This window comes from Sporomusa sp. 246TCP1, assembly GCF_057319775.1.
In genome coordinates this window covers 1,547,557-1,571,077 of sequence record NZ_CM170492.1, presented here as the reverse complement: position 1 = coordinate 1,571,077, position 23,521 = coordinate 1,547,557, and the positions used below count along the sequence as shown (strand labels likewise).

The 23,521-nt window shown below is 42.6% G+C and carries 27 protein-coding genes; 12 read left to right on the top strand and 15 right to left on the bottom strand.

Annotated elements, in window-relative coordinates; all coding sequences use genetic code 11:
- Positions 1-42: 42 nt before the first annotated feature.
- The gene (locus tag AC1ECB_RS07850) at positions 43-726 is read right to left on the bottom strand and encodes an ATP-binding cassette domain-containing protein (protein WP_485668183.1); all 684 of its coding nucleotides are present in this window, start codon (positions 724-726) and stop codon (positions 43-45) included.
- A 258-nt stretch (positions 727-984) separates the two neighbouring features.
- Here AC1ECB_RS07850 and AC1ECB_RS07845 point away from each other — a divergent pair, with 258 nt between their 5' ends.
- Complete coding sequence (locus AC1ECB_RS07845) at positions 985-1,923, top strand: substrate-binding domain-containing protein (protein WP_485668182.1); 939 nt, start codon at positions 985-987, stop codon at positions 1,921-1,923.
- Between the two features lie 79 nt (positions 1,924-2,002).
- On the opposite strand, the gene AC1ECB_RS07840 is transcribed toward AC1ECB_RS07845, so the two are convergent.
- The 9 genes from AC1ECB_RS07840 to AC1ECB_RS07800 all read right to left on the bottom strand — a co-directional run bounded on the left by AC1ECB_RS07840 (position 2,003) and on the right by AC1ECB_RS07800 (position 10,186).
- On the bottom strand, positions 2,003-2,179 hold the full coding sequence (locus tag AC1ECB_RS07840; RefSeq protein ID WP_021170200.1) for a hypothetical protein: 177 nt from the start codon (positions 2,177-2,179) through the stop codon (positions 2,003-2,005).
- Between the two features lie 57 nt (positions 2,180-2,236).
- Positions 2,237-3,484: a pyridoxal phosphate-dependent aminotransferase gene (locus tag AC1ECB_RS07835; RefSeq protein WP_485668181.1), complete on the bottom strand. Its 1,248-nt coding sequence runs from the start codon at positions 3,482-3,484 to the stop codon at positions 2,237-2,239.
- A gap of 27 nt (positions 3,485-3,511) precedes the next feature.
- Complete coding sequence (asnS, locus tag AC1ECB_RS07830) at positions 3,512-4,804, bottom strand: asparagine--tRNA ligase (protein ID WP_485668180.1); 1,293 nt, start codon at positions 4,802-4,804, stop codon at positions 3,512-3,514.
- Positions 4,805-5,043: 239 nt separating this feature from the next.
- Positions 5,044-5,433, bottom strand: coding sequence for a hypothetical protein (locus AC1ECB_RS07825; RefSeq protein ID WP_485668179.1), 390 nt, complete (start codon positions 5,431-5,433; stop codon positions 5,044-5,046).
- A 561-nt stretch (positions 5,434-5,994) separates the two neighbouring features.
- Positions 5,995-7,215 (bottom strand): aspartate kinase, encoded by a 1,221-nt coding sequence (locus tag AC1ECB_RS07820; protein ID WP_485668178.1) that lies wholly within the window; start codon positions 7,213-7,215, stop codon positions 5,995-5,997.
- Positions 7,216-7,318: 103 nt separating this feature from the next.
- Positions 7,319-7,759: a hypothetical protein gene (locus AC1ECB_RS07815; RefSeq protein WP_152524036.1), complete on the bottom strand. Its 441-nt coding sequence runs from the start codon at positions 7,757-7,759 to the stop codon at positions 7,319-7,321.
- A 533-nt stretch (positions 7,760-8,292) separates the two neighbouring features.
- Complete coding sequence (locus AC1ECB_RS07810) at positions 8,293-8,685, bottom strand: class II SORL domain-containing protein (protein ID WP_485668177.1); 393 nt, start codon at positions 8,683-8,685, stop codon at positions 8,293-8,295.
- 127 nt (positions 8,686-8,812) lie between these two features.
- On the bottom strand, positions 8,813-9,931 hold the full coding sequence (locus tag AC1ECB_RS07805; RefSeq protein WP_021170194.1) for a hypothetical protein: 1,119 nt from the start codon (positions 9,929-9,931) through the stop codon (positions 8,813-8,815).
- Positions 9,932-9,943: 12 nt separating this feature from the next.
- On the bottom strand, positions 9,944-10,186 hold the full coding sequence (locus AC1ECB_RS07800) for a hypothetical protein (protein ID WP_245867574.1): 243 nt from the start codon (positions 10,184-10,186) through the stop codon (positions 9,944-9,946).
- 231 nt (positions 10,187-10,417) lie between these two features.
- Here AC1ECB_RS07800 and AC1ECB_RS07795 point away from each other — a divergent pair, with 231 nt between their 5' ends.
- The 3 genes from AC1ECB_RS07795 to AC1ECB_RS07785 all read left to right on the top strand — a co-directional run bounded on the left by AC1ECB_RS07795 (position 10,418) and on the right by AC1ECB_RS07785 (position 11,715).
- A complete protein-coding gene (locus AC1ECB_RS07795; RefSeq protein ID WP_021170192.1) occupies positions 10,418-10,762 on the top strand; it encodes a hypothetical protein in 345 nt (114 codons plus the stop codon).
- A gap of 34 nt (positions 10,763-10,796) precedes the next feature.
- A complete protein-coding gene (locus AC1ECB_RS07790; RefSeq protein ID WP_485668176.1) occupies positions 10,797-11,069 on the top strand; it encodes a hypothetical protein in 273 nt (90 codons plus the stop codon).
- 124 nt (positions 11,070-11,193) lie between these two features.
- Positions 11,194-11,715 carry a hypothetical protein gene (locus AC1ECB_RS07785; RefSeq protein WP_485668175.1) on the top strand — a complete coding sequence of 174 codons (522 nt, stop codon included), beginning with the start codon at positions 11,194-11,196 and terminating at the stop codon, positions 11,713-11,715.
- Positions 11,716-11,828: 113 nt separating this feature from the next.
- Here the strand turns inward: AC1ECB_RS07785 and AC1ECB_RS07780 are convergent, their stop codons facing one another.
- Both AC1ECB_RS07780 and AC1ECB_RS07775 read right to left on the bottom strand, forming a co-directional pair.
- Positions 11,829-11,999, bottom strand: a complete 171-nt coding sequence (locus tag AC1ECB_RS07780; RefSeq protein ID WP_485668174.1) for an aspartyl-phosphate phosphatase Spo0E family protein — start codon at positions 11,997-11,999, stop codon at positions 11,829-11,831.
- A gap of 82 nt (positions 12,000-12,081) precedes the next feature.
- Positions 12,082-12,270, bottom strand: a complete 189-nt coding sequence (locus tag AC1ECB_RS07775) for a hypothetical protein (protein ID WP_485668173.1) — start codon at positions 12,268-12,270, stop codon at positions 12,082-12,084.
- Positions 12,271-12,599: 329 nt separating this feature from the next.
- Between AC1ECB_RS07775 and AC1ECB_RS07770 the strand changes: the two genes are divergently transcribed.
- The 5 genes from AC1ECB_RS07770 (at position 12,600) to AC1ECB_RS07750 (ending at position 16,510) form a co-directional block, all read left to right on the top strand.
- On the top strand, positions 12,600-14,021 hold the full coding sequence (locus AC1ECB_RS07770) for a recombinase family protein (RefSeq protein ID WP_485668172.1): 1,422 nt from the start codon (positions 12,600-12,602) through the stop codon (positions 14,019-14,021).
- Between the two features lie 65 nt (positions 14,022-14,086).
- Positions 14,087-14,326 (top strand): hypothetical protein, encoded by a 240-nt coding sequence (locus tag AC1ECB_RS07765; RefSeq protein WP_485668171.1) that lies wholly within the window; start codon positions 14,087-14,089, stop codon positions 14,324-14,326.
- Between the two features lie 107 nt (positions 14,327-14,433).
- Positions 14,434-15,312 (top strand): RluA family pseudouridine synthase, encoded by an 879-nt coding sequence (locus AC1ECB_RS07760; RefSeq protein WP_485668170.1) that lies wholly within the window; start codon positions 14,434-14,436, stop codon positions 15,310-15,312.
- Between the two features lie 71 nt (positions 15,313-15,383).
- Positions 15,384-16,313 (top strand): class II fructose-1,6-bisphosphate aldolase, encoded by a 930-nt coding sequence (gene fba / locus AC1ECB_RS07755; protein WP_485668169.1) that lies wholly within the window; start codon positions 15,384-15,386, stop codon positions 16,311-16,313.
- 68 nt (positions 16,314-16,381) lie between these two features.
- Positions 16,382-16,510, top strand: a complete 129-nt coding sequence (locus tag AC1ECB_RS07750) for a hypothetical protein (RefSeq protein ID WP_021170113.1) — start codon at positions 16,382-16,384, stop codon at positions 16,508-16,510.
- Positions 16,511-16,764: 254 nt separating this feature from the next.
- Here the strand turns inward: AC1ECB_RS07750 and AC1ECB_RS07745 are convergent, their stop codons facing one another.
- Both AC1ECB_RS07745 and AC1ECB_RS07740 read right to left on the bottom strand, forming a co-directional pair.
- Positions 16,765-17,835 (bottom strand): SIR2 family protein, encoded by a 1,071-nt coding sequence (locus tag AC1ECB_RS07745; RefSeq protein ID WP_485668168.1) that lies wholly within the window; start codon positions 17,833-17,835, stop codon positions 16,765-16,767.
- Positions 17,836-18,536: 701 nt separating this feature from the next.
- Positions 18,537-18,800 (bottom strand): hypothetical protein, encoded by a 264-nt coding sequence (locus tag AC1ECB_RS07740; protein ID WP_485668167.1) that lies wholly within the window; start codon positions 18,798-18,800, stop codon positions 18,537-18,539.
- 7 nt (positions 18,801-18,807) lie between these two features.
- On the opposite strand from AC1ECB_RS07740, the gene AC1ECB_RS07735 reads away from it, so the two are divergent.
- The 3 genes from AC1ECB_RS07735 to AC1ECB_RS07725 all read left to right on the top strand — a co-directional run bounded on the left by AC1ECB_RS07735 (position 18,808) and on the right by AC1ECB_RS07725 (position 21,262).
- Positions 18,808-19,653, top strand: a complete 846-nt coding sequence (locus AC1ECB_RS07735; protein ID WP_485668166.1) for a type II secretion system protein GspD — start codon at positions 18,808-18,810, stop codon at positions 19,651-19,653.
- Positions 19,654-19,668: 15 nt separating this feature from the next.
- Entirely contained in the window at positions 19,669-20,481 is an 813-nt protein-coding gene (locus AC1ECB_RS07730) for a hypothetical protein (RefSeq protein WP_485668165.1), read from the top strand.
- A gap of 73 nt (positions 20,482-20,554) precedes the next feature.
- Complete coding sequence (locus tag AC1ECB_RS07725) at positions 20,555-21,262, top strand: phosphatase PAP2 family protein (RefSeq protein WP_485668164.1); 708 nt, start codon at positions 20,555-20,557, stop codon at positions 21,260-21,262.
- Between the two features lie 109 nt (positions 21,263-21,371).
- Here the strand turns inward: AC1ECB_RS07725 and AC1ECB_RS07720 are convergent, their stop codons facing one another.
- The gene (locus tag AC1ECB_RS07720; protein WP_485668163.1) at positions 21,372-23,519 is read right to left on the bottom strand and encodes a peptidase domain-containing ABC transporter; all 2,148 of its coding nucleotides are present in this window, start codon (positions 23,517-23,519) and stop codon (positions 21,372-21,374) included.
- Positions 23,520-23,521: the final 2 nt, after the last annotated feature.

Genomic DNA, 23,521 nt, shown 5'->3' with positions numbered 1-23,521 from the left:
GTATACGTCTAGTTCACACTCGGAAGATTCATCACGTTCCTATTACCCAATGTTTTGACACTGAAGAAACTCACTTGGCCGCAAAACAGGACTGCCCATTTTTCTGCCTTTCTCCAAAAATAGGAATTGATCGCCTAACGTCTTGGCCTCAGAAAGATCATGGGTTACAAGAACAAAAGGAATATTCCAGATTTGTTGAATTTTTTTCAGTTCTGCCTGTAATTCCAGCCGGGTATCACTATCAAGCGCTGACAAAGGTTCGTCCAGCAATAAAATAGCAGGCTCGGCCATCAAGGCACGCGCAAGAGCAACACGTTGCTTCTCCCCTCCTGATAACCTATCAATAAACCGCGTTATCAGATGCTCAATCCGCAGCAGTCCCAGCAGCCTTTCATAAAGTTCCTGCGACTTATTATCATATTGTTTAACGCCATACCATATGTTTTCCCTTACATTCATATGGGGAAATAAGGCAAATTCCTGAAACATATATCCCACACGCCGAAATTGCGGTGGTACGAATGTTCTGTCCGTGGAAGAGAATAAAATGTGTTCATTATGAATAATGGTTCCTTCATCTGGGCGCAAAAGACCGGCAATCGCGCGTAAGATGGTTGTCTTACCTGCTCCTGAATGACCAAACAAAACCAAAATATTATTTTCAACAGTAAACTCAATGTCCAGCGTAAAATCTGCTAATTTTTTCTTTATCGTTACTTGCAGCACTTAAAACACACCCTTTACTGATTCTCCTAATATCATATCTTTTAGACCAGCCAATAAGCGAAAATCAGATGTTGCTGGTTGGCCAACTGGCTAGAAATAAGCTCTTGACTGCCTTCTGAAGCAATAATTTTAAATCCAATAAATATAAACTAACAAAACATAACATAATCCCTATGGTGTTATTATAATATTTGTTGTATGATATTGGCAAGAGCTTGCTCTTAAATTATTACAACTTTTTTATTGAGGTGCATACTTATGAGTGATACAACTGCCTACACCCCCGAAGAGGTCGCTAAAATCCTGAAAATATCTCGTTTCACTGTTTATGAAATGATTAAGCGTGGCGATCTTGCAGCCTATCATATTGGGCGGAAAGTCCGCGTCGAAGCACCGGATTTAGAAGTCTATATCCAAAGATCAAAAAAGAACAATATGCTTACCAAACAAACCGCTGTCCAACCGCCAACAGATGACCCGGCTACGGAACCCGAGAGTTTCATTATCTGCGGGCAAGATATTGTACTTGATATTCTAATACGACACCTAGAAAGAGCCCTGCCTCACGTTCGCTGTTTTCGTAATTACTCTGGCAGCATCGACGGCTTGTTAGCCCTTTATCGCGGGACTGCTAATATCGCTACTGCCCATTTGTGGGATAGCGACACTGATACGTACAATACTCCTTATGTACGTAGGTTCTTACCAGGACACCGGACGCTGGTCTACAATTTGGCATATCGTAATACCGGTTTCTATGTTGCTAAAGGCAATCCGAAAAATATCAACATTTGGCAGGACTTGACCCGGCCTGACATAACACTTATCAACCGGGAACGTGGCTCAGGTTCAAGGGTCTTACTCGACGAAATGCTTCACGTTCTTGACATTGATTATCATCAGATTAAAGGCTACTCCAGAGAAGAAACGAGCCATTTGGCAGTTGCAAGCTGTATTGCCAGAGGTGAAGGCGATGTAGGTATCGGCATTGAAAAAGCTGCACTACAAGTCAATGATATTAATTTTATTTTTCTGAAAAAAGAGCGTTATGACATTGTCCTTCGTAAGGAAGATATCGATAAACCACATTTTCAAACTCTGCTAGACGTTATTCGTTCCGATGTATTTCGTAACGAAGTGGGCGGCATGGGCGGTTATGATCTGTCCCAAACTGGTCAACTTATGGGCAATAGCTAAAACAAATACGGCCATCTTATCCCTATACAGTATTGGGAAAGATGGCCGTATGAAATTATAGCCAGTCTATATACAGCGCTTACCGCAGCCTTTTGAATAGTCGGTAAGCAATTATTGGTATTGACGCGTTTCTTACCGCCAAACGCATGCCGAATAAAACAAGGAACATGGCTCCCAAAACATGTACCATCCAAAAACCAGTACGAGGAAATTCCAATGAAGTATTCTTAAGTAAGTTGCGGTGATCACATTTCATGAGCATCAAACCTCCTTTTAAAATAGTATTTCCCGCACCTTACTTATCAAACATGTTTTATCTATCCACGTCAGCCATGGCCTGAGCCATTTTGGCTGCCATACCGGTAATTTTAAAGGACGGCACAGCACATACGGCAATGCGAATACCCTTGGCAAGCGGTACAGCAAAAATATGGTCTTCATGTAGCTTATCGCACACAGCATCAGGATTATTAGCCGGAACAGTTAAGAAAAACCCTGCGATATATGGCAACATGTGCAGATTAGCCGCTTTAGCCTCACGGACAAAGATGTCCGAACGGTCACGGATCATATTGTAATATTCATTGCGTTCCTTTTCCACTTGTGTCAATATGGCTTTATCGTTGTAAATGGTCGCTAAGAGCCGCATACAACCGCGGTTGATATTAGACCAGGTAGCTCTGCTGGTAAATTGGTTAATATCAGCAAATTCCTGGACAACATCCTTATTTGGGGAAATACCAATCATAGCACCGGTACGCTGCCCATACATAGTATACCCTTTGGACATACTAAAGCCCAAAATGATAAGCAAATTATCCGGTAAATTGCCGAATTTCTTCATAAAGGTACAGCACGCATTCTTCTCACCTGCATAATCAATATATGCTATGTCTACTAGCAGAATCACGCGTTTGGATTGGTCCTTAGCCGCCATTTTAAGAACCTCCAGCACATTGTCCCATTCACTGTCACTTAAGCTATAACCAGTAGGGTTATGGGCTGGAGTATTAATAATAGTTACTAAACTATCTTGTTTAGTCAAAAGTTCATTGACTTTGCTTGCAAATGACTTACTATTGAAGTTTTGTTTTTCATCAAACAAAGTATATGTATCCAACTTGCGCAAGGCATCCTGGCATAATACCTTGTACGGACCCCAGTACCAGTCAGAAGTCAGTAACGTATCACCAATCTCTGTATAATTCGCAATCGTGTGATGGATTACCCCTGACCCACCAGACGTGGCTACCGCGCTGGTGTAAGCCTCAGGACGGTTATCACCAAAAGCTAAGGCCGTGGCAGCCTCTAAGAACTCAGGTAACCCAGCAATAGGTGCATAGTTTACGACTTCATTTATTGGCAGATTTCGATATACCTTTTCGACTGTAGGCAAACATACCAAAGCTTCCTTATCATCTAAAATTGCGCCGATAGTAGCGTTGACAACCTTATCTTTCCCATATTGAGCAGCATCCTGATTAGCTGCTGCTGAAGCTCCAAAGATTTTGTCAGTAGCAAATTTACCCTTTGCGTGTGTTGCGGCAAGACTTACTGTCATGCTTCTCTCCCCCTGTTTCATTCTAATTCAAGGATACATTTTATGCAGCATGCGCGGGAATGGAATAGTCTCACGAATGTGCTCAAGACCGCATAACCAGGCAACTGTCCGTTCAAGGCCCAGTCCAAAACCGGAATGCGGTACTGTTCCAAACCGTCTTAAATCCAGATACCACTCAAAGGCCTCTTGTGGCAACTTATGCTCGGCAATCCGCTGCTCTAGTAATGCCAAATCATCAATACGCTGACCGCCGCCAATGATTTCGCCATAGCCCTCAGGAGCTAACAGATCAGCGCCTAACACTACTTCAGGATTATCTGGATCAGGTTTCATATAAAAAGCTTTAATTGCAGTTGGATAACGGTGAACAAATACCGGCGCATTAAAGTGGCTGGAAATAATGGTCTCATGGGGTGCACCAAAATCATCTCCCCAGGTAAATTCTTCGCCTGCTTGTTTCAGGATTTCAACAGCCTCTGTATAGCTAATACGCGGAAACGGCAGCTTAATGGCCTTCAGTTTTTCGACATCTCGCTCCAGTGCTTTGAGATCATTCGTGCATTTTTCCAGCACCCGTTCAATAACATAGCTAATCATTTCTTCCTGGAGCTTCATGGTATCATTAAGAGCAAAATAGGCCATTTCGGCCTCAATCATCCAAAATTCCAGCAGGTGCCGACGGGTCTTCGACTTCTCAGCCCGGAAAGTAGGACCAAAACAATATATGCGTCCTAAAGCCATAGCATTAGCCTCATTATACAGCTGACCACTTTGCGATAAATAGCCTTTTTCGCCATGATAGTCAAGTTCAAATAAGTTAGTTGTACCTTCACAAGCCGCTGGTGTGATAATCGGCGCATCAGCCAAGACAAAATCACGCTCATAAAAAAAGTTTCTGAGCGCATGTTCAATCTCAGAACGGATACGTAACACAGCAGCCTGTCGCGGTGTGCGAATCCAGAGATGCCGGTGTTCGGCCAGAAAATCAACACCATGCTCTTTATGGGTAATGGGATAATCTTCGGCAATACTGACAATCTCTAAGCCTGTAATTTGCATTTCATAGCCACCAATTGACCGTGGTTCCTCACGCACCAAACCGGTTACTTTAACAGCGCTTTCCTGGGTTAGCTTTTTGGCCTCAGAAAACAGGACTTCGCCTGCTTCCTGCTTAACCACTACCCCTTGCATCAGCCCTGAGCCATCCCGGACAATAAGAAACGCTATTTTTCCGGAAGAGCGCTGATTATAAATCCATCCTTGTATAGTTACTTGCTCGCCAACATGGCAAGACAAATTTTTTATGAGTGCTATTTCCACCCAATGCCCTCCTTTCCAATACGTGCATCTAGCGTACATATACTAGACACTACTGGGGTTATATGGCTATTATGTACTTATTCTGGATATATCATTATTTTTCCTTTTGAAAGTTGTTAAATAAACCCGGGTACAGCAAAAAAGACAGTCCCTCTTTGTCACACCCGTTCCGTTTTGAAACGGATTTTATAGCCCAATATTTCACCACTAAGGCACTTGAAAGTACTATCGTATTTTTGTTAATAAAATTTACTCCGAATAAAAACATAATGACCGGCACCTAAAACGACAACCATAATAGCTGTAAATAGAGCATGGCGTTTTCGAAGATTTTCCGGTGTTTCTTTAAGAACCAGCTTATAGTCAAAGAAGTAAAAATATACCCCAAAAACTATAAATGCAATGACAAGTTCTATGTCAAAATAATTTTCTCTATGTTTCAAATATAAATCAAATAAATAAAATGGGATAAGTGTTCCACCAGTAAACAAGGCATTATGGTAAGCCAAGTGTTGTCTCTCAGATATAGCTTTTTCTCCATAAAAATAGTACGTACCAAAATAAGCTAAAACTATGAAAAATAAAGGTCCGAAGATGGCTTCCAGAAAACCAAACGTTAATGCAATCATCTAATCCCCTCCAATAGCAACTAGGCTTAGTATAGAGTCGTATTCGTCGAAACATTCTCATTCTCCTCCCAGTGTATGGGAATGTAACCCACTGCAAAAGAGCCTTGTGATTGCATTTAATTAATAATTATTATAATTTTCATGTCAAATCACATAAGAAAAACGCTACGCGTCCTTTGTCTTACGTTGAGTCAATGGAATACAAGGAGCGGGGTTTTACTTTTGGCATTGCCCCAAAAGTAACAAAAGGTCTAGGCCCTAAGCGTCCAAAAGCTGAAAAGCCGGGCGATATTCCTAAAATCCGTAAACTCGCTACGCTTAAACAGTACGGATTTTTTAACGGAATACCACCCGGCTTTTCTCCTGCGGAACGCTTTTTCCGGCAAAGGCCGAGGGGTTACGGGAGTTACGAGGGGTGCCGGCCGCCTGTGCCTGGTTTTGTACTTGACACCCCTTGTTTTATAAGGCCTCCACGACTCTCAAAAACCTATACTATCTTAAAAAAAGACAGTCCCCTTGTCAGGACTGTCTTTTGCTTGATCCTTTACTTGATCCTTTGCTTTAACCGGGAAAAAAGCGGGCGTGAATGGCATTTACAGCTTCTTTGACTCTATCTAATGCAATCAAACATGAAATACTGATTTCAGAAGTGCTAATAACCTCTATATTAATACCGGCATCAGCCAGCGCACCAAAGGTAGTAGCGGCAATCCCCGGGTTACCTAGCATGCCAGCACCAACTACCGATACTTTGGCTACATTCTCATCAATCATCAAGCCGCTAAATTCCATTTCCGTTTTCAGTCTCTCCAAAATTTTCTTAGCTTGGGGAGCATCGCCTTGGGCAATAGTAAATACCATGTCGATAATGTGTTTGTCCATAGCACGAACACTTTGAACAATCATGTCTACGTCAACATTGGCCTCTGCCAAGGTAGAGAATATCTTATAGGCAATTCCAGGCTGATCTGCTACTCCCAGCACAGCTATTTTGGCAACATTAGTATCATGTGTTACGCCACGAATGACAAACTCTTTTTCTTCCATAGTATATTCCTCCCTGATAAATGTACCTGGTTCCTGTGTAAACGTAGAGCGGACATGAATGGGCATATCATAATGCATCCCTAATTCTACTGAACGTGGATGCATTACGCCGGCACCAAGCCGCGCCATTTCGAGCATTTCATTATATGTAATTTCTTTCATGCGCCTCGCAGTCGGAACAACTCTGGGATCTGACGAATAGATTCCATCAACGTCAGTATAGATTTCGCAGTGATCTGCCTTTAAACCGGCTGCTACCGCCACTGCCGTAGTATCAGAACCGCCCCGCCCTAAGGTAGTGATATCACCATTTTTAGTCAATCCCTGAAAACCTGCTACTACAACAATCTTACCGGCATTAAGTTCTTGCCGGACTCTGTCGGCAGCAATGCCGGTTATCTTTGCTTTGTTAAACATCTCATTGGTGGTAAAGCCAGCTTGAAAACCAGTCATAGATACTGCCTCATGCCCTAGTTTGGCAAATGCCATGGCTAAAAGCGCAATCGATACTTGTTCGCCGGTTGCCAGAAGCATATCCATCTCTCGTCCAGTAGTCTGATCTGTAATCGCTTTCGCCAAACTTATTAAATCATCTGTAGTATCTCCCATTGCTGATACTACAACGACAATTTGATCATCAGAATTTTTTTCCTTTAATACCCGCCTGGCAACTGCTATAATTTTTTCCGGTGTAGCTACAGAGCTTCCGCCAAATTTTTTTACAATTAGTGCCATGCCTATCCCCCTTTATCTACGCTGCATATAATTAAGCACGGCAGTTTATATTCTCCATATAAATACAATATCCTTCTACAAGTGGACAAAACAGTAAACTTTTTTACTTCATTACATACACATTGATAAAAATTAAGCCTGCAAGGATAATCTCCCAACAGCCTTTAGTAACCAAAATAATACTATCTTCCTGATTGTAACACCACTCAGTAAAGTTCCGATAAGCGCCTTCCATATCCTGCCATAAAACAATAGTTCCCAAAATAGCAGCAAGCAATGCTACCAACTTAAGCCCAATTGTCTGAAAAGTAGCGCTAATGGCAATAAAATAACACGAAAGGCTCATCCAGGAAAAAAACAGCAACATAAGCGTTAAGCGGCGGGCAACTTTAGCCCCAACGTGTCTTCCCATCCTTAATAGCGTTAGTCTAACCAGGCGACGGCCACAAAGTACCTGACCATTTTCATAACGTCTGTAACGCTGAGGAATGTCATAATTCCAAACAATAGAACAACAAGCCATGACTAATAGTAGTTTCTGCATACAATCAACCTCCCGGTACATTATGATGCAGTTCCCCTTTAAGTCCTCAGCTATATTATACCATTTATTAATTAATCGAACAATCAGACATTTATTGTTTCACTAATCCCCACCACTTTATCTGCTGGAATAAGCAAACCGCTATCGCGGCTTTTTGTCTTAAGTTGAGTCAATGGAATACAAGGAGAGGGGTTTTACTTTTGGCATTGCCCCAAAAGTAACAAAAGGTCTAGGCCCCAAGCCTCCAAAAGCTGAAAAGCCGGGCGATATTCCTAAAATCCGTAAACTCGCTACGCTCAAACAGTACGGATTTATTAACGGAATACCGCCCGGCTTTTCTCCTGCGGAACGCTTTTTCCGGCAAAGGCCGGGGGTTACGGCCACGGAGCACGGAGCACGGGGTCGCCTGTGCCGGGTTTTATACTTGACACTCCTTATTTTATAAGGCCTCCATAACTCTCAAAAACATATACTTCTTATCTTATTAAAAAGGCCAGGGACTAACTCCCTGGCCTCAAGAACATCTTATGTAATTATTCTACAGAAATAGTCTTAGTCCCTTCCCACAAACCATGAATATTACAATAGGATTCAGCAACTAACGTACCGGAGCCGTTAAGTTTAATTACTGCTTTACCGAAAGGTTCGGTAAAGACCGGACCTTTATTAGCACCTTCCGTAGATTCACCGTGAGCTGCAAATTCAAAAGTAGCAACCTCAGAGGCAAATTTAGCGTTATCAGGCTTAAAGTAGAGTTTTATCCAGCGAATATGGTGTTCGGTAGTATTCGGATGAGCAATTTCTTTACCAACACAAACCTCAATACTAACCTTTTCCCCTGCTTTACCTTTATCTGGTGCCTCAATCACCGGTACATGCTTCTCAGCTTTCCAATCAGCACTTTGTACTAAATCTGCAATTTTCATTGAATATTCCCCCTTGAAATTACTTAGCATTCATTGCCAATTATTTTAAGGATAATTATTCTCTATAAAAATTAGAATTCCTCTTATGTGATAATCTATTTCACATTTTTTTAGTATTGGCTATCCCCTATTGAAATATTCGCACCTTCAAACTTTTTAACTCTTGCTTGTCAATCTCTTCCCATTCAGGCGGACATAACATATCTACAGGATAAAGTGCCAGGGAAGTATCACACTCATATATGGCTGCAAATGCCTGTAAAGCAGGAATAGCACTGTTAGCCCGATTAATAGAGGCAATCTCTTCTTTGGGAATTTTTACAGATAAAATACAATCGTCAGTTAGGTCATTTTTTACAACACCGGCCGCATAGGCCTCCTGGAAAGACGGTATATTTGCCAAAATAACGGATACTACCTGTAAAATAATAGCACCACATAGCTCAAAATACTGCTTGTTAAACACCCGTGTATCTTTATCCTGGAATTGAAGACGACCTGAGGGTAACATTTCGCAAGTTTGTTTGGGGATAACCGCTTTTGAAGGCAACCACACCTTAACAAAGGGAATATCAGCAAAAAAATCAATATCCACTTCAACAACTACCGGCAATTTTAAATGACTCAAGACCTCGTCAAGTCTGGCCCTAACCGCACCTGGTGCTCCTGTCAGCAACTGCTGAATTAGTGCCAGCCGAGCGGTTTCTTTTACTTCATGCTGACGCCTCTTTTCTTCATAAACCAGCCTTTCTTGCTCGTTACGCCGCGCCATTTCTTCCCTGGCTTCCCGCTCGGCCTCTTTGATCGCATGCTCCCGGTCTTTCCGGGTAAAGTGCAGCGATACTGCTGCCGCCACTCCCATCGCCACTGTAATTAAAAGAACAATAGGACTAAAGAAAATAACTAATATGACAAATAGAGAGATGATTATTGCAATCCTAATCCCCTGGGGATAAACATAGCTCTCTTCTGTTTTGGTCACTGCTTTATCAATAAGATAACTATGGTCTGTTAAAACAAGCTCTGGGAATGGTTCCTGAACAAGCAACGGTTCATAGTCTGCCGGCTCATAACTTAATTTGCTGACAGCCGCTAATTTAAGCTCGTTGTCTTGATGCTGGATAAACTCCTTACGCCAGCGCTCAAATTGTTCCTCACCCTTAAAATAGCGAACCTCAGCCCGTTCGTTATTCTTAATCTTGTTCTTTTCCCGCAAAGAAGTTGTCTTATCAGGCTGTAACGACATAGGTTGGCCTCCTTATTTATGAATTGTTATCCTGATTGTTTTACGCATAACAACGTAACAAAAGGCCAGTACCCCACCTAATGTAAAGAAGAAAGCGACTGGCTTTATCATCATAATTTCCGAACTGGCAATAAGGCTGAATAAAAGCGCCGTCATATAGGCCAAAAAAAGTTCCCCATAGCGTGGACTATTCACACGTGGTGCAATAATTAGCCACACTAAAAAACCAATAAGAATTATATTACTGTTTTTCATGAACTCCATTGCTTGAAGCTTCACCTACCTACTCTCAAGAATAGCTCTATATTCGCTACTTATTACTTTTTTCCCTGCTTACCAACTATTTCCCTTTATTTTTTAGTTGATTTATCGTTGAAATTGTTAACGGTTGTAACATTATGTTTTTGTTCTTCATATATTGAAGTAGAACAGGTATATAAGAATTATAAGTTTTCCTATAGTAAATAAAGGAGGTCATTAATATTTATGGAAACCAAATATCCGCATTGGTATGGCCCTGAAGATAACATGTGCTGCGACTATCCCGACAAAGAAATGATGTGCTGTGATGATCATTTCATGGAAGAACCCATGTCTTACAAAATGCAACATGATAACTTTAAAGACCGGTTGCTTTGCTTTTTAGGTGACGAAGTCATCCTTGGTACTGACGCTGTGATTGATCGCAGAGGCTCCACTTTCTGTGGTACTGTCTGCTATATTGGTTGTGATTACATCATTGTCAATAGCACCCATTGCCATCGTTGTGTTTCACTGCATGTGCCTATTAAAATGATTCGTTTCATCGCTCCATTTAAAGGCCGTCGGTAATATTGCAAGCCTTGGCATTGGGAGATGATATACCATGAAAAAACTATTCAGCCGTCGCCTGTTAACTGTTGATCCTGCGCACATGATTACATTACATCAAGAAGCGATTGAACAACTTGAGCTTATGAACACAGTCGTAGAAGCGTCAGAACATGCCAGTGATGGGATGCATGATACACTTACCCGGATGGCCGAAAACCACTGGGAAGCCTATTTGGATGTACTCCACATGATAGAGACACAATGTAGAAAAATATCATTGCTACAATTAAACTATGTTAGCAGCTTGGACTACATTTATCATTGAAGCAGAAAAATAGTAAAAGTATTATAATGCCTTGATGAAATGAGTTCACTAAATACCGCAATTTGGGGTATTAAAGCGATGCAAAAGACAGATAATATGGTACATGACATAAGGAGGGAATACTATGAGTAATCAAGTTATATTATGGGCCACATTAATTGTTCCTTGGTTAACCCTCTTTTTTATGCCCAAAGAAGATTTAAAACGCTTTATAGGTGCCGGTTTATTAGGTGGTTTTTTGAGTATAGTCGTTAGTGAGATAGGAGTCGCAAATGGCTGGTGGTATTTCAGAGAGACTACATATCCCCTCGCTATGATGTCTTCATATACCTATGGACTCTTCCCAATAATTCCGATTTGGATATTAAAATTCATCTATGGACGTTGGGGCCTATATTTAGCTGTAGAAGCTGTCGCTAATTTTATTTTTTCCTACTTGCTTTTGCCATGGTTTAGCAGTAGGGGATTTTTAGATTTTAAAGCTGCTTTAATAGCTTTTATTCTATCATCATTACTTGCCCTAATAATTTACAGGTTTCAAATGTGGCAAGATGATATTTTTGTGCAATCAACAAAAACAAACCTTTCGTTGCATTTACAACCAGCAGCATCGAAACCAACCCCAGATGACAATCCTGATGAATAACTGATCAGTAAAAAAATTTTTTTGCACAAAATTACCGCCAGCGGCTTGGAACGCTGGCGGCTTTGTCTGCTCCGACTTCAATTTTGAGGCATGAAAAAAGATCCCGGGGGCTTCTATTTATTAATTTTTTCTGATAGCATTCGCTGGTACTCATTTAATAACACATCAAGCATTTGACTTGCTCGCACAACTTCTGAATCAGTTAATGTTTTCTTTAGAGCAACTTCATTCATTTTACTGCGTAGCTTTTCAATCATTTCCTGAAGCTCAATTAAGTCAGCCATATTATCTTCCTTTCATTCTTGGATAACTACATTGTTCCCAAGAGCGAAGGGATATATAGCAACACCTCACCACCTTGTCCATTTATGCTACGGAATTGTCCGGTTCATCACCGGCCTTTTCCTTACGAGTAGACTCAGTATCCAAAACAGAATCAAAGGCTATGCCTAACCGCTTGATAAACCATTCAGGCGGCTCCGTACTAACAACACCATCACCGGCAACATAGCCTAGAAACTGTACAGGATTCTTTTTTTTAGGTTTACTTGGCATAGTTACCCCCTCCCGTTTAATATATATGCGGCCACAGGTTGTATCCTTGCCTGCTTGCTTTTTTAAAAAGGTGACGTCACCTTTAGTTCCACAATGACGCGATTACCATTTGAATTGAAAAAAACTGTTTCAGCAGTACCAAAAGAAAATGGTAATTTAAGTGGGATACTGGTAATTCTGCTGACATACCAATATAGAAGCAATGTAAAACTTACGGTGCAAATGGTTTAATAAGAGACTAGAAATCATAATCTTCTACTCTCATGAAGATGCTGTATCTGACTCTAGTATGCAAACCGAGTTCATTTAAACATCTGGGAGTGATACTTATGAATGCAGTCTACTGCCGCGTAAGTACAGATGAGCAAGCGCGAACAGGTTATTCACTACAAGATCAGTTACAAAGTTGCCGCCAGCGTTTATTATCTCTTGAGCTTCCTAATATCAGTGAATATGTTGATGACGGCTATTCAGGGGAATTTCTTGAACGGCCCGCGCTTGAGCGGTTACGTGACGATCTACGGGCTGGGACTATAGAAAATGTCTGTGTTTATGACCCTGACCGGCTTAGCCGCAATCTTACTAATCAACTTATCTTAGCCGATGAAATAGAAAAAGCCGGAGCAAAACTACTGTTTGTTACCGGCGACTATGACGCGAGCCCGGAAGGACGATTATTCTTCTCTATGCGCGGCGCTATATCAGCCTTTGAAAAAGCTAAAATTCGTGAACGGACTATGCGCGGTAAGAGAGCCAAGGTATTATCAGGGAAACCGTTATTCGCCGCTCCCCCATTCGGCTATTCTTGCGACAGGGTTGCAGGCCAATACGTTATCGTGCCGGAAGAAGCTGAAATAATTCGATATATATTTGCTCGTTATTCAGAGAAAAAATACGGTATCTTGCCTTTAGCTGCCGACCTTAGCGCCTGCGGGATTGTCAATATTAGGACAGGAAAACCCTTCTCAGCTTCTGTCCTGCACCGGATGATTACCAATGAAATGTATGCCGGCACGAAATGGACTTTTAAAATTTATCAGAAATTAATTGCCCAGAAAAAACGCAAAATACTGCATCGTGATAAATCGGAATGGGTTGCAATTACAATCCCGGCTATAATAGACAGAGATACATGGGATAAAACCTGCGAAGTAAGAGAACAGAATAAAATCATAGCTAAACGCAATACAAAGCATGAATACCTTCTTTCAAGCATTATCAAATGTGCCGGATGTGGATATGCTATGCGCGGCATAACATATCCCAAACGCACAAAGAACGAGTACAGTTATTATGTTTGTACCGCCTATATTAATGAGCGTATATGCGATTGCCGAACCGGAATACCCGTTCAAGAATTAGATGAAGCTGTATGGAATCATATAATACAAACATATTCATCCTCATACATTGCCGCAAATAAGCGCCATAAGACAATAAACAGGCCACGTCACAATGCCGAAGCCCAACTTGTCAATTTAAAGACGCGTAAGGCCACAATTTTAAACTGGGTATCATCTGGTACTATTGACATGGATGAGGCTGAAAAAGAATTAAACAATTTAAACGCATCAATTTACACGGTTATGGAATCACTTGAAAGTAAGCCAAAAATAATTGATATTTCACCGAAAGAAATTGCCAGTGCCAAGACGCTGGAACAAAAACGCCGGGTTCTATTAAAGCTAAAATTCACTGTTCATGCAAAAAAAGAAAACGGCAAGATCTCTTATACCATAAGGGATTCCTGACTTTCCAACATTGTACCCATATTCTCCACATGATCTGCATGCATGAAGAGAGTTTTGCCGCCGTCATGAAAAAACACGGCTTTACAACGCACGACAATGAACCTGTTGACACCGAGCAGCGACAATTCTTTGGCAGCCGCTTACTAATTATGGCACTCCTTTTAGGTCTTATCCGTCGCCACCGGCGTTTTGCCTACTTCTACAGCTTACGGGCAAATCCCATGGGAGACTATATCAAAGAATCTGTAGCGATGGAACGCGAACATATAGTAGAAATTATTAGTATGGTACAAAATATGATGTAATCCCATCATTCGTCCAAGGAGGCAGCTTGCCTCCTGTATTTTTTAAAAGGATTTTTTTACTGGCAATGCGAATAATAGAATATAACCAGTTAGCGCAAGGAGTCACTATGCCTGATTTTAAAGTATCTCCCACCTGTCCCGCCCTGCCAGTAAAAGATTTTTTACGCCGGCAGGCTGGATTATCATTAACACTATGGCGCAAAATAAAAAATAGTGGTAGTATTGTCATCAACACCCGCCCGGCAGCAATAAATGACCTAGTCTACCCTGGAGACATCATTACAGTTTCCTGGCCGAATAATTCCTCTATTACTCCGGAAAACCTGCCGCTTACTATTTTATATGAGGATGAGTGGCTGTTGGTGGTAGAAAAATCTGCCGGTATGCTTGTTCACCCAACGTCTGGTCAGCCCTCAGGTACGCTTGGCAATGCTGTGCTGCATTATTATAGCACACATAACTACCTATACGGCTTTCACCCTGTCAATCGCTTAGACCGCAATACCTCAGGTCTGGTACTAATCGCTAAGCGACCTGATATTCAGCATGTGCTAAATCAAAACCTACAGCATATAACTAAACAGTACCTGGCTATAACTGCAGCAGTCCCGAAACCACCCCAGGGCGTAATTGATGTACCTATTGGCCGAAAACCGGGCAGTATTATTGAACGTGAAGTTCGACCCGACGGTCAGCAGGCAATTACCCGTTATTCGATCCTTGCCACCTTCAGTAATGCCTGTTTACTTGACATCACACTTGAAACAGGACGTACCCATCAGATAAGAGTCCATTTAAGCTATATCGGCTGCCCCCTGCTAGGAGATGATTTATACGGCGGTTCTATCACCCTGCTTAGCCGCCAAGCTCTCCATGCGGCAAAACTAATCTTACCGCATCCTATTACCAAGCAGCAACTTACGCTTGTCAGTCCACTGCCTGCCGATCTCAGCAATTTAATAACCAACTTGGCGAGTAATTTATAGCCAATTGTGCTATAATGAATACGATATATGCTATACTATATGGTTTTCCAAAAAATAAAGGAGGGATTTCAATGCCATTAGTCACTTCGAAAGAGATGTTTAAAAAAGCCTACGAGGGTCAGTACGCCGTAGGCGCATTTAACGTCAACAATATGGAGATTATCCAGGGCATTGTTGACGCCGCCAAGGAAGAACAAGCTCCACTCATTCTCCAGGTATCGGCCGGCGCTCGTAAATATGCCAAACATATCTACCTTGTCAAACTGGTAGAAGCCGCCCTGGAAGACACCGGCTTACCCATTTGCTTACATCTAGATCATGGTGAAGACTTTGAAGTTTGCAAATCCTGCATTGATGGCGGGTTTTCTTCAGTAATGATTGACGGCTCTAAACTACCGTTTGAAGAAAACATTGCGCTTACTAAAAAAGTTGTAGACTACGCCCATGAACGCGGTGTTGTCGTTGAAGCAGAACTTGGCCGTCTGGCTGGTGTTGAAGATGCAATTAAGGTCAACACCAAAGATGCTACATATACTGATCCTGATCAAGCTGTAGAATTTGTAAAACGCACCAATGTCGACTCATTAGCTATTGCTATCGGCACAAGTCACGGTGCTTATAAATTCAAAGGCGAGTGCAAACTTGACTTCGATCGCCTTGAAACCATTTCTAAACTTCTACCCGATTACCCACTGGTACTGCATGGCGCTTCGACCGTACTGCCTGAATTTGTAGGAAAATGCAATGACTTTGGCGGACAAATTAAAGGCGCACAAGGTGTTCCTGAGGATATGCTGCTCAGAGCCGGAAAACTGGGAGTGTGCAAAATTAACATTGATACCGACCTCCGCCTTGCCATGACCGCTTCCATCAGAGAACACTTTGCGAAAAATCCCTCCGACTTTGACCCGCGTCAATACCTCAAACCAGCCCGTGCAGCCATTAAAAACATGGTTCAACATAAGATCCGCAATGTCTTAAACTGTAGCAACCGCCTATAAAATCACGGCATATAAATTCTATAATAGGAAAAAGTAATAGTAAGCCTATTATAGAAAGGGGATTTCTCATGGACGCTAACAATGTCAATTTTGCTACTTTGTCTACTGATGAACTTGATACCGTTAAAAAGTTTGAACAAGAATTTGCCGCTAAATACGGTAATAACATCTTGCTGTTAGCCTTCAAACAAAAATAAGCAACATCATTTCAGCCTAGCTGAATAAAAAAAGACTTGACTTAGCCGTTCAATCCAGGGAAATCCTCTGGATAAAAATAAGCCGCCCATTGGGCGACTTATTTTTTATGCATAAAGAAAGTATAAGTTTTTTGAACCGCAGAGACGCAGAGTACGCAGAGGGAATGTCTCGATATACATCTCCCCTCTGCGCTCTCTGTGTACTCTGTGTACTCTGCGGTTAGCCGTATCCTCAAGGGCGCGATAGCGCTTTTTTATTCTATAAATTTCTCCGTTTGGCTGCAAAAATCCTCAAAAGTATTATTTGTAAAACGAATATCTGTCCCTAAAAAGCGCAGATATCGTTCTTTTTCTTCATCTAGCTTTTCCGCTTTTTTGCCTGGATAATTATTAATCACCGTTATCTTTAGCTTATCAGTCCGGTTGGTCTGAATTCGCTTTATTAGATACTTAATATGCATATCAGCATCAGGAAACGAATACCCACAAAAAATAAGATGCCCAATATCATTAAGGCTCATTTCCGTTTTGTGCCAAACAATAGTTAAAAAACTATTAGACATATCCTTAAAAAACGTTGGTGGCACAATCACAGGAGTTCTCACTGATTGGCATTGGGAACATCGCGACTGTAAAGGATCTGTTAACAAATTAAGAATACCCTGTTGCTCATCAATTAATTTCACTGAATTACAGGTAGGACAATAAGACCAGTTCAGCGAGCCATGCACTTTATAAAGAGTTACTGGCGACACAGTTTTGGGGAGTGATAACAAACCGGCTTCTTTCCTATCCTTAGTAAATTCAATCCCGTAATCGATTGCAATACCGTCTCTAAAAGATAGCGCCCGATCAATCAAAACATCATAATTAGTTGATATAAAAATTGTGTCTGTTAGACAGCCAAATTCATTCAAGTGTTCAACCAATTCACGATGAAATCCCCGGACAACTGAAGTTTTATCTTCCAGTACTTCAGCCATTAGCAGTACTAGATACTGCCTAATATAACCTATCCGATTAGAATTTTGGGCAAGATTCTCAAGATCAAAATTTTTAAAAGACTGGCGCTTGCGCACTGCCAAATCTAAAAGACCAATTGCCTCCTCAAAAGTTGGAAAATGAATCTTATCCAAATCATCCTGAAGCACATCAATATAAAACATTTGTTTAAAGTACGCCCTTAGCTCTCGTACCAGCGTACAGTCACTATAGTTATTTTCTGCGCGGAGTGCTGTAAAATATTTTTGGAAAATCATACTTTGTACTGGTGCTCCCTCCGCCGCTGAAGCACCGCCGCCTAAAAAAATCGCTGTCTTCCTCATACAAATTTTTATACTTTCCCAAGCCGCAGCAAAATATACAAAAAAGTATGGTGAGTATGACAAATGCGAAGAAATCTGTTTTAGTCAGCAGTTGAACATGACATACATAAATAAATATAAGCAAATATAAACAAACCATATTAAACCATAATATATATAAAATACTAATTTAATTAAACTTAAATAAACAAACACTCTTGACAAAACAACATATACAATTATAAAATGTAACCATGTAGAAAAAAATGCCATTTCATGTAAAATATAGTATTTTACAATTAAGCTACAAAGATAATCGTTAAGGATACAAAGAATGTCAAAAAAGAACAGAAGTCTTTGGCGTCATTGGCATTCTGCCAATAAACAGAATACGAAAGTATAAAGAGTAAGGTTATTGCAGCGGCGAGAACTTTCTAAAGGGCTTGAAAAAAGTTGAGCGATCTAGTCTGGTCCGTTTAGAGCTAACTCTATATAATCGAGGCGAAGGATATGTTTTTACGACATTATCGAAGACGCGCGTTATGGGTATTTATTTGGGGGCTGTTCATTTCAACCATGTCGATTGCCGCTTTGACTGCTCCGACGAATGATGGAACGCCCGTGGACGCTGCGAAGGCACCGCCGGCAAGTGTAACTAAGCAAATGTCTAATCCATCGGAACCTTCTCAAACACCAACGTCTCCCACGGGGCCACTACCGGATCAGGCTGTTATGACCGAGCCAGCTACTGCTCCACCAACTGCGTCTGCTACTGCTCTGCCAACTGCGCCAGCTACAACTCTGCCGACTGAGCCAGCTACAACTCCGCCGACCGAGCCAACTACAACTCCGCCGACCGAGCCAGCTACAACTCTGCCGACCGAGCCAGCTACAACTCCGCCGACCGAGCCAGCTACAACTCCGCCGACCGAGCCAACTACAACTCCGCCGACCGAGCCAACTACCGCTCCACCAACTGATGGCATGTCGCCGATGGTCTTTAAGTTGGAATATGTAAAAGCGGATCAGCTTAAACCTGCGCTCGCCACTTTATTTCCCGATAACCAGATTAGGGCAGAAATTATCAATAACATGCTGGTAATCTCAGGCAGTGATGAAGACTGCGCTAAGGTTAAAGCTATGATGGCCAAGCTTGACACCCCACCAAAACAAGTCATATTTGAAACCGAAGCGATTGAGATATCCCGCGATGAGGTCCGGAACATTGGCATCGACTGGGGAACTGTTACCGCCCTGCCGAGTGTGCCGGCTACCGACGGCAGCGCATACAACATCAGCCTCGGTATTCACAATTACCCGGAATACGTTGTTAAGGTCGCGGGCACGATTCACCATCTAATGGAAGATAAAAAAGGCCGGTTATTAGCCAGCCCGCGCATTGCCGTCCTGGATGGACAAACCGCCCAAATCCTCATCGGGGACAAGCTGGCGGTGGAAAGCACGCAAATTTCCAATGGCACTACAATCACCTCAGTAACCTACGTGGAAGTTGGTATCAAATTGGAAGTAACGCCCACTATCCATGAAGACGGTACAATAACGACCCATATCAAACCGGAGGTCAGCAACAAAACAGATACCACTACAGCTGGAAACCCGAATATTCGAACCCGCCAGGCCGAAACAACGCTGCGGGTAAAAAACGGGGAAACAATTGTTTTGGGCGGCATGATCCAGAAGCAGCAAACCAATGATACGGTTAAATTCCCGTTATTAGGTGATCTGCCGGTAATCGGTCAATTCTTTCGCTCTACACATAAGGAGGAAACCGAAAGCGAACTGATTATTATGCTTACTCCGAAATTAATAGACATATGAGGTAGGTGAAAAACCATGAAGCATATCTTACTTACCGTATTATTCCTGCTCGGACTATTGGTTGAACCGGTTCAGGCCGGCACTGTGAGTGATGCGAATATGATTGCGCGGTGGGCACCGGCTATTTTTCAGCAAGATGACACCCGCAACCCCCTGGCGCGGGAAAATGTTTTTACAGTCGTAAACTATGACCGTGACTGGCGGGGGAATAACAATTGGGAGAACCTATCGTACTATCCACAAACCCCGGCCGTCTACTATTCACTGGTGGAAAGTGACACACACTATTTTATCGGGTATTACCTGTATTATCCCCGGCGTACCGGCGGGAACAAGCATGAACATGACATGATCGGAGCACTGACTGTGGTAAAGAAAGGTTCCGAGAAATTCGGGCATCTGGAATTACTATTAGTTTTCAGTGATAATAATTGGTTAACAGTCAAGGGTTCTCAGGTGTGGTGTAAAAATGGATATCCCATCCTGATAGTTAGTGATGGCAATCATAAAATATCGAACGAGCGGGCGCCAGGCCCGGGCGGAGCTTATCCCCGGTCCCCGGTCCCCAGTCAGGATGCGGATCACTGCGGCTACAAGTTGGTCGATTTGCAGGAATTATGGCAGCATCGCAATGATATTGGCCTGAACCGTACATTTAACCGCTGGGGCTACTTTGATAGCAAGTCTTATCTTAATGTAGCCGCGCCTTGGGCGTGGGAATATCGCCGGATCAACTGGTTGGCAAACCCGGCTGAAATGCTGCAACGTATTCAAGGAAGAGCGAAGCAACCCGTGAAGTATCTAAATAATCCGTACTCGGGTACTTAGGAGGAGAAAGGCGCAGACATCCTCCCAGTAAGGGAACCATGAAATTAGTGAAGAATAAGGAAAGGTGATATGAATGAGAAGAGATTACTATATAATTTGGGGATTGCTGGTATTTTGCATTGTGGGCTTTTACAGCGTCAGTCTGTTCATCGCCGATCACAGTATTGATGGATTTGATAGGTTGGCTGCAACACGGGTGCAAAGCGTCCAGTCGGATAGTTTGAACCGATTAGCAGATGTATTAGCTGCTGCGGGTGCGCCGAGAACGGGGGTAAAACTGGCGGTCGGCTTGGCAATATTGGGAATGGGTATGGTATTTTGCTTACGGCGACAGCAATTTAGAACCTTGGCGCCGCAGTTTATTATCATCGCGGTTGTAAATATTGCGTCATTTTACAGTAATTTTTGGCTTAAACATTTCTTTCATCGGATGCGACCAACAGATCACATTCTGTCCTACAGTTTTCCTAGTGGTCACGCCATGGCTTCTTTTGCTTTCTATGTGACGGCTGCCTATTTGTTATGGGGGAACATACCATCCAAAGCTGGTCGTGTGATTATGGCGGTGGCTTGCAGCCTGCTGACACTGCTGATTGGGCTTAGCCGGATTTATTTAAACGATCACTATGCCAGCGACATACTTGGCGGTTATTTTGTCGCTAGCGGCATTCTCCTGGTAACAGTTCTACTATTCCGTTGGCAGGAGTGGCATTTGCCCCATAGTCAACAAAGTATTACTGGGGAAACGCAAAAAGCGCAACCCCCACTTAGGAGCCGATAGCGCTTAATTCAGGCGGATACCCGTAATATCTCCATGATATAAACCCCCTCTACAAAAGGTGTACACCTTTTATAAAGGGGGTTTTATATTTATGAATACGCTATGCAGCTTATCTCTCCTGTTGCCGGTGCAGATTATAATACATGCCTTTCCGGCTTAGCAATTCCTCGTGGCTACCCTGTTCCACAATTTCACCTTGTTCCATAACAACAATACTATCACAACGCCGCACAGTGGAGAGACGATGGGCGATCATGATCATCGTACGCCCTGCTGCGATCTGATCCAAATTATCCATGATAATACGCTCAGATTCATAGTCAAGAGCGCTCGTGGCTTCATCAAATATCAGCACACTGGGATTGGTTAATAGCGCCCGGGCAATAGCAACGCGCTGTCGCTGTCCGCCAGATAGTGCCGCGCCACGCTCGCCAACAGGCGAATTATAGCCGTTGGCTAACTCTGCCGCAAATTCCTGAACACCGGCGATGTTTGCCGCCTTTACAACCTCTTCCAGTGAGGATTCCGGTCTGGCAACGGCAATATTATCGCGAATACTACCATTAAATAAATAATTTTCCTGTAATACCACACCAATTTGCCGTCTAAGCCAAGCAGGTTCTACCTGAACGAGATCTACACCGTCAATCAGTACACGACCTGATTCCGGAACATAGAGGCGCTGTAACAGTTTCGTCAGTGTGCTTTTACCTGAACCCGAACGCCCGACAATACCTACCCGGGAGCCGGGTTTGATAGTAAGATTGATCTGGTGTAATACCTCATTGGTATCGTTCCGGTATCGGAAAGTAACGCGATCCAGTACAATACCGCCCCGGATGGACGGCAGGGTTGTACGATTCGGATTAAAGGCCGGTTCAACGTTTTCGTTAAGTATATCGCCCAACCGGTCAACAGAGACCATGGTTTGTTGGAAATACTGCCACATGTTAACCAAACGCAGTACCGGCGCAATTACTTGTCCGGACAGCATTTGAAAGGCAATGAGTTCGCCAACACTCATCCTGGCATCCATTACAGCATGCGCGCCAAACCACAGAATGCTGAGATTGAAAAGCTGCTGAATCAACCCGCCAATATTGACGGCAATGTTAGCAACGTTAGCCGTACTAAGGGCGGTTTTAGCATAACGTGCCAGCAATTGTTCCCACTTTTGAATAAACTGAGACTCGACCGCCAGCGACTTGACAGTCTGAATGCCGGTGATAGCTTCAATTAAGAATGCTTGTTTTTCCGTACCGGCAACGAAACGCTCATTCAGGCATTTTTTGAACACCGGCGTGGAAACAAGGTTGAGAACAACATAGATAGGCAAAGCAATCAGTGCTACCAAACTCAGAGAACTGCTATAAGTAAACATGACAATAATATATATAATGGCAAATATTGTATCAAGTACGACAGTGAGTGCCGATCCAGTAATGAACTTGCGCACATTATCAAGCTCCTGCACTCGCGCTACTACGTCGCCAACCTGCCAGGTCTCAAAATACTTGATCGGCAGTGCCATAATATGGCGAAACAGTTTGGTGCTGAGCATTACATCAATCCGGTTCGTGGTATGGGTGAATAAATAGCTGCGCAAGGCTGTAATCCAGGCTTGAAAAAGGGAAATAGCCACCATGCCAAATACGAGAATATCCAGCGTATTGAGACTACGGTGTACCAATACCTTGTCAATAATAACCTGCGTAAACATGGGGCTGACCAAACCAAATAATTGCAAGATAAAGGAGACAACTAGCACTTCACAAAAAAAACGCTTGTACTGCATTACTACAGGAATAAACCATGCCAGGCTAAATTTGCGTTCTGCCATTTGTTTGAGATTGAAGCGGCACGTAATAAGTACCAGTTTTCCGCTCCAGATAGTAAGCAAGTTTGTCATAGGAATAGTAAACGGCTTAGTTTTATACGGATCAATAATCAGAGAATTGGTGCCATCTGTCCGCACCAATACTATATAATTGTTATTCTTTAAAATCATAATCGCCGGCAGCGGTAATTTGGGGAATTTCTCCGGCTCAGGCTGTACCAGCCGGGATTTTAAGCCCAACTCTTTCGCCGCTCGTATGAGAGTTGTTGTATCCATGCCCGAGCTGCTCATGACATAAGCGCGCCGCATTTGCCCTTCGTCAGCAGGGATGCCGAGAATTTTAGCTACAATAACAAGACAGCTAAGCGCCGTATCCAATTTACGGACGGCTTGGGGTGGATTATTTCGCTGTGTATTCATGT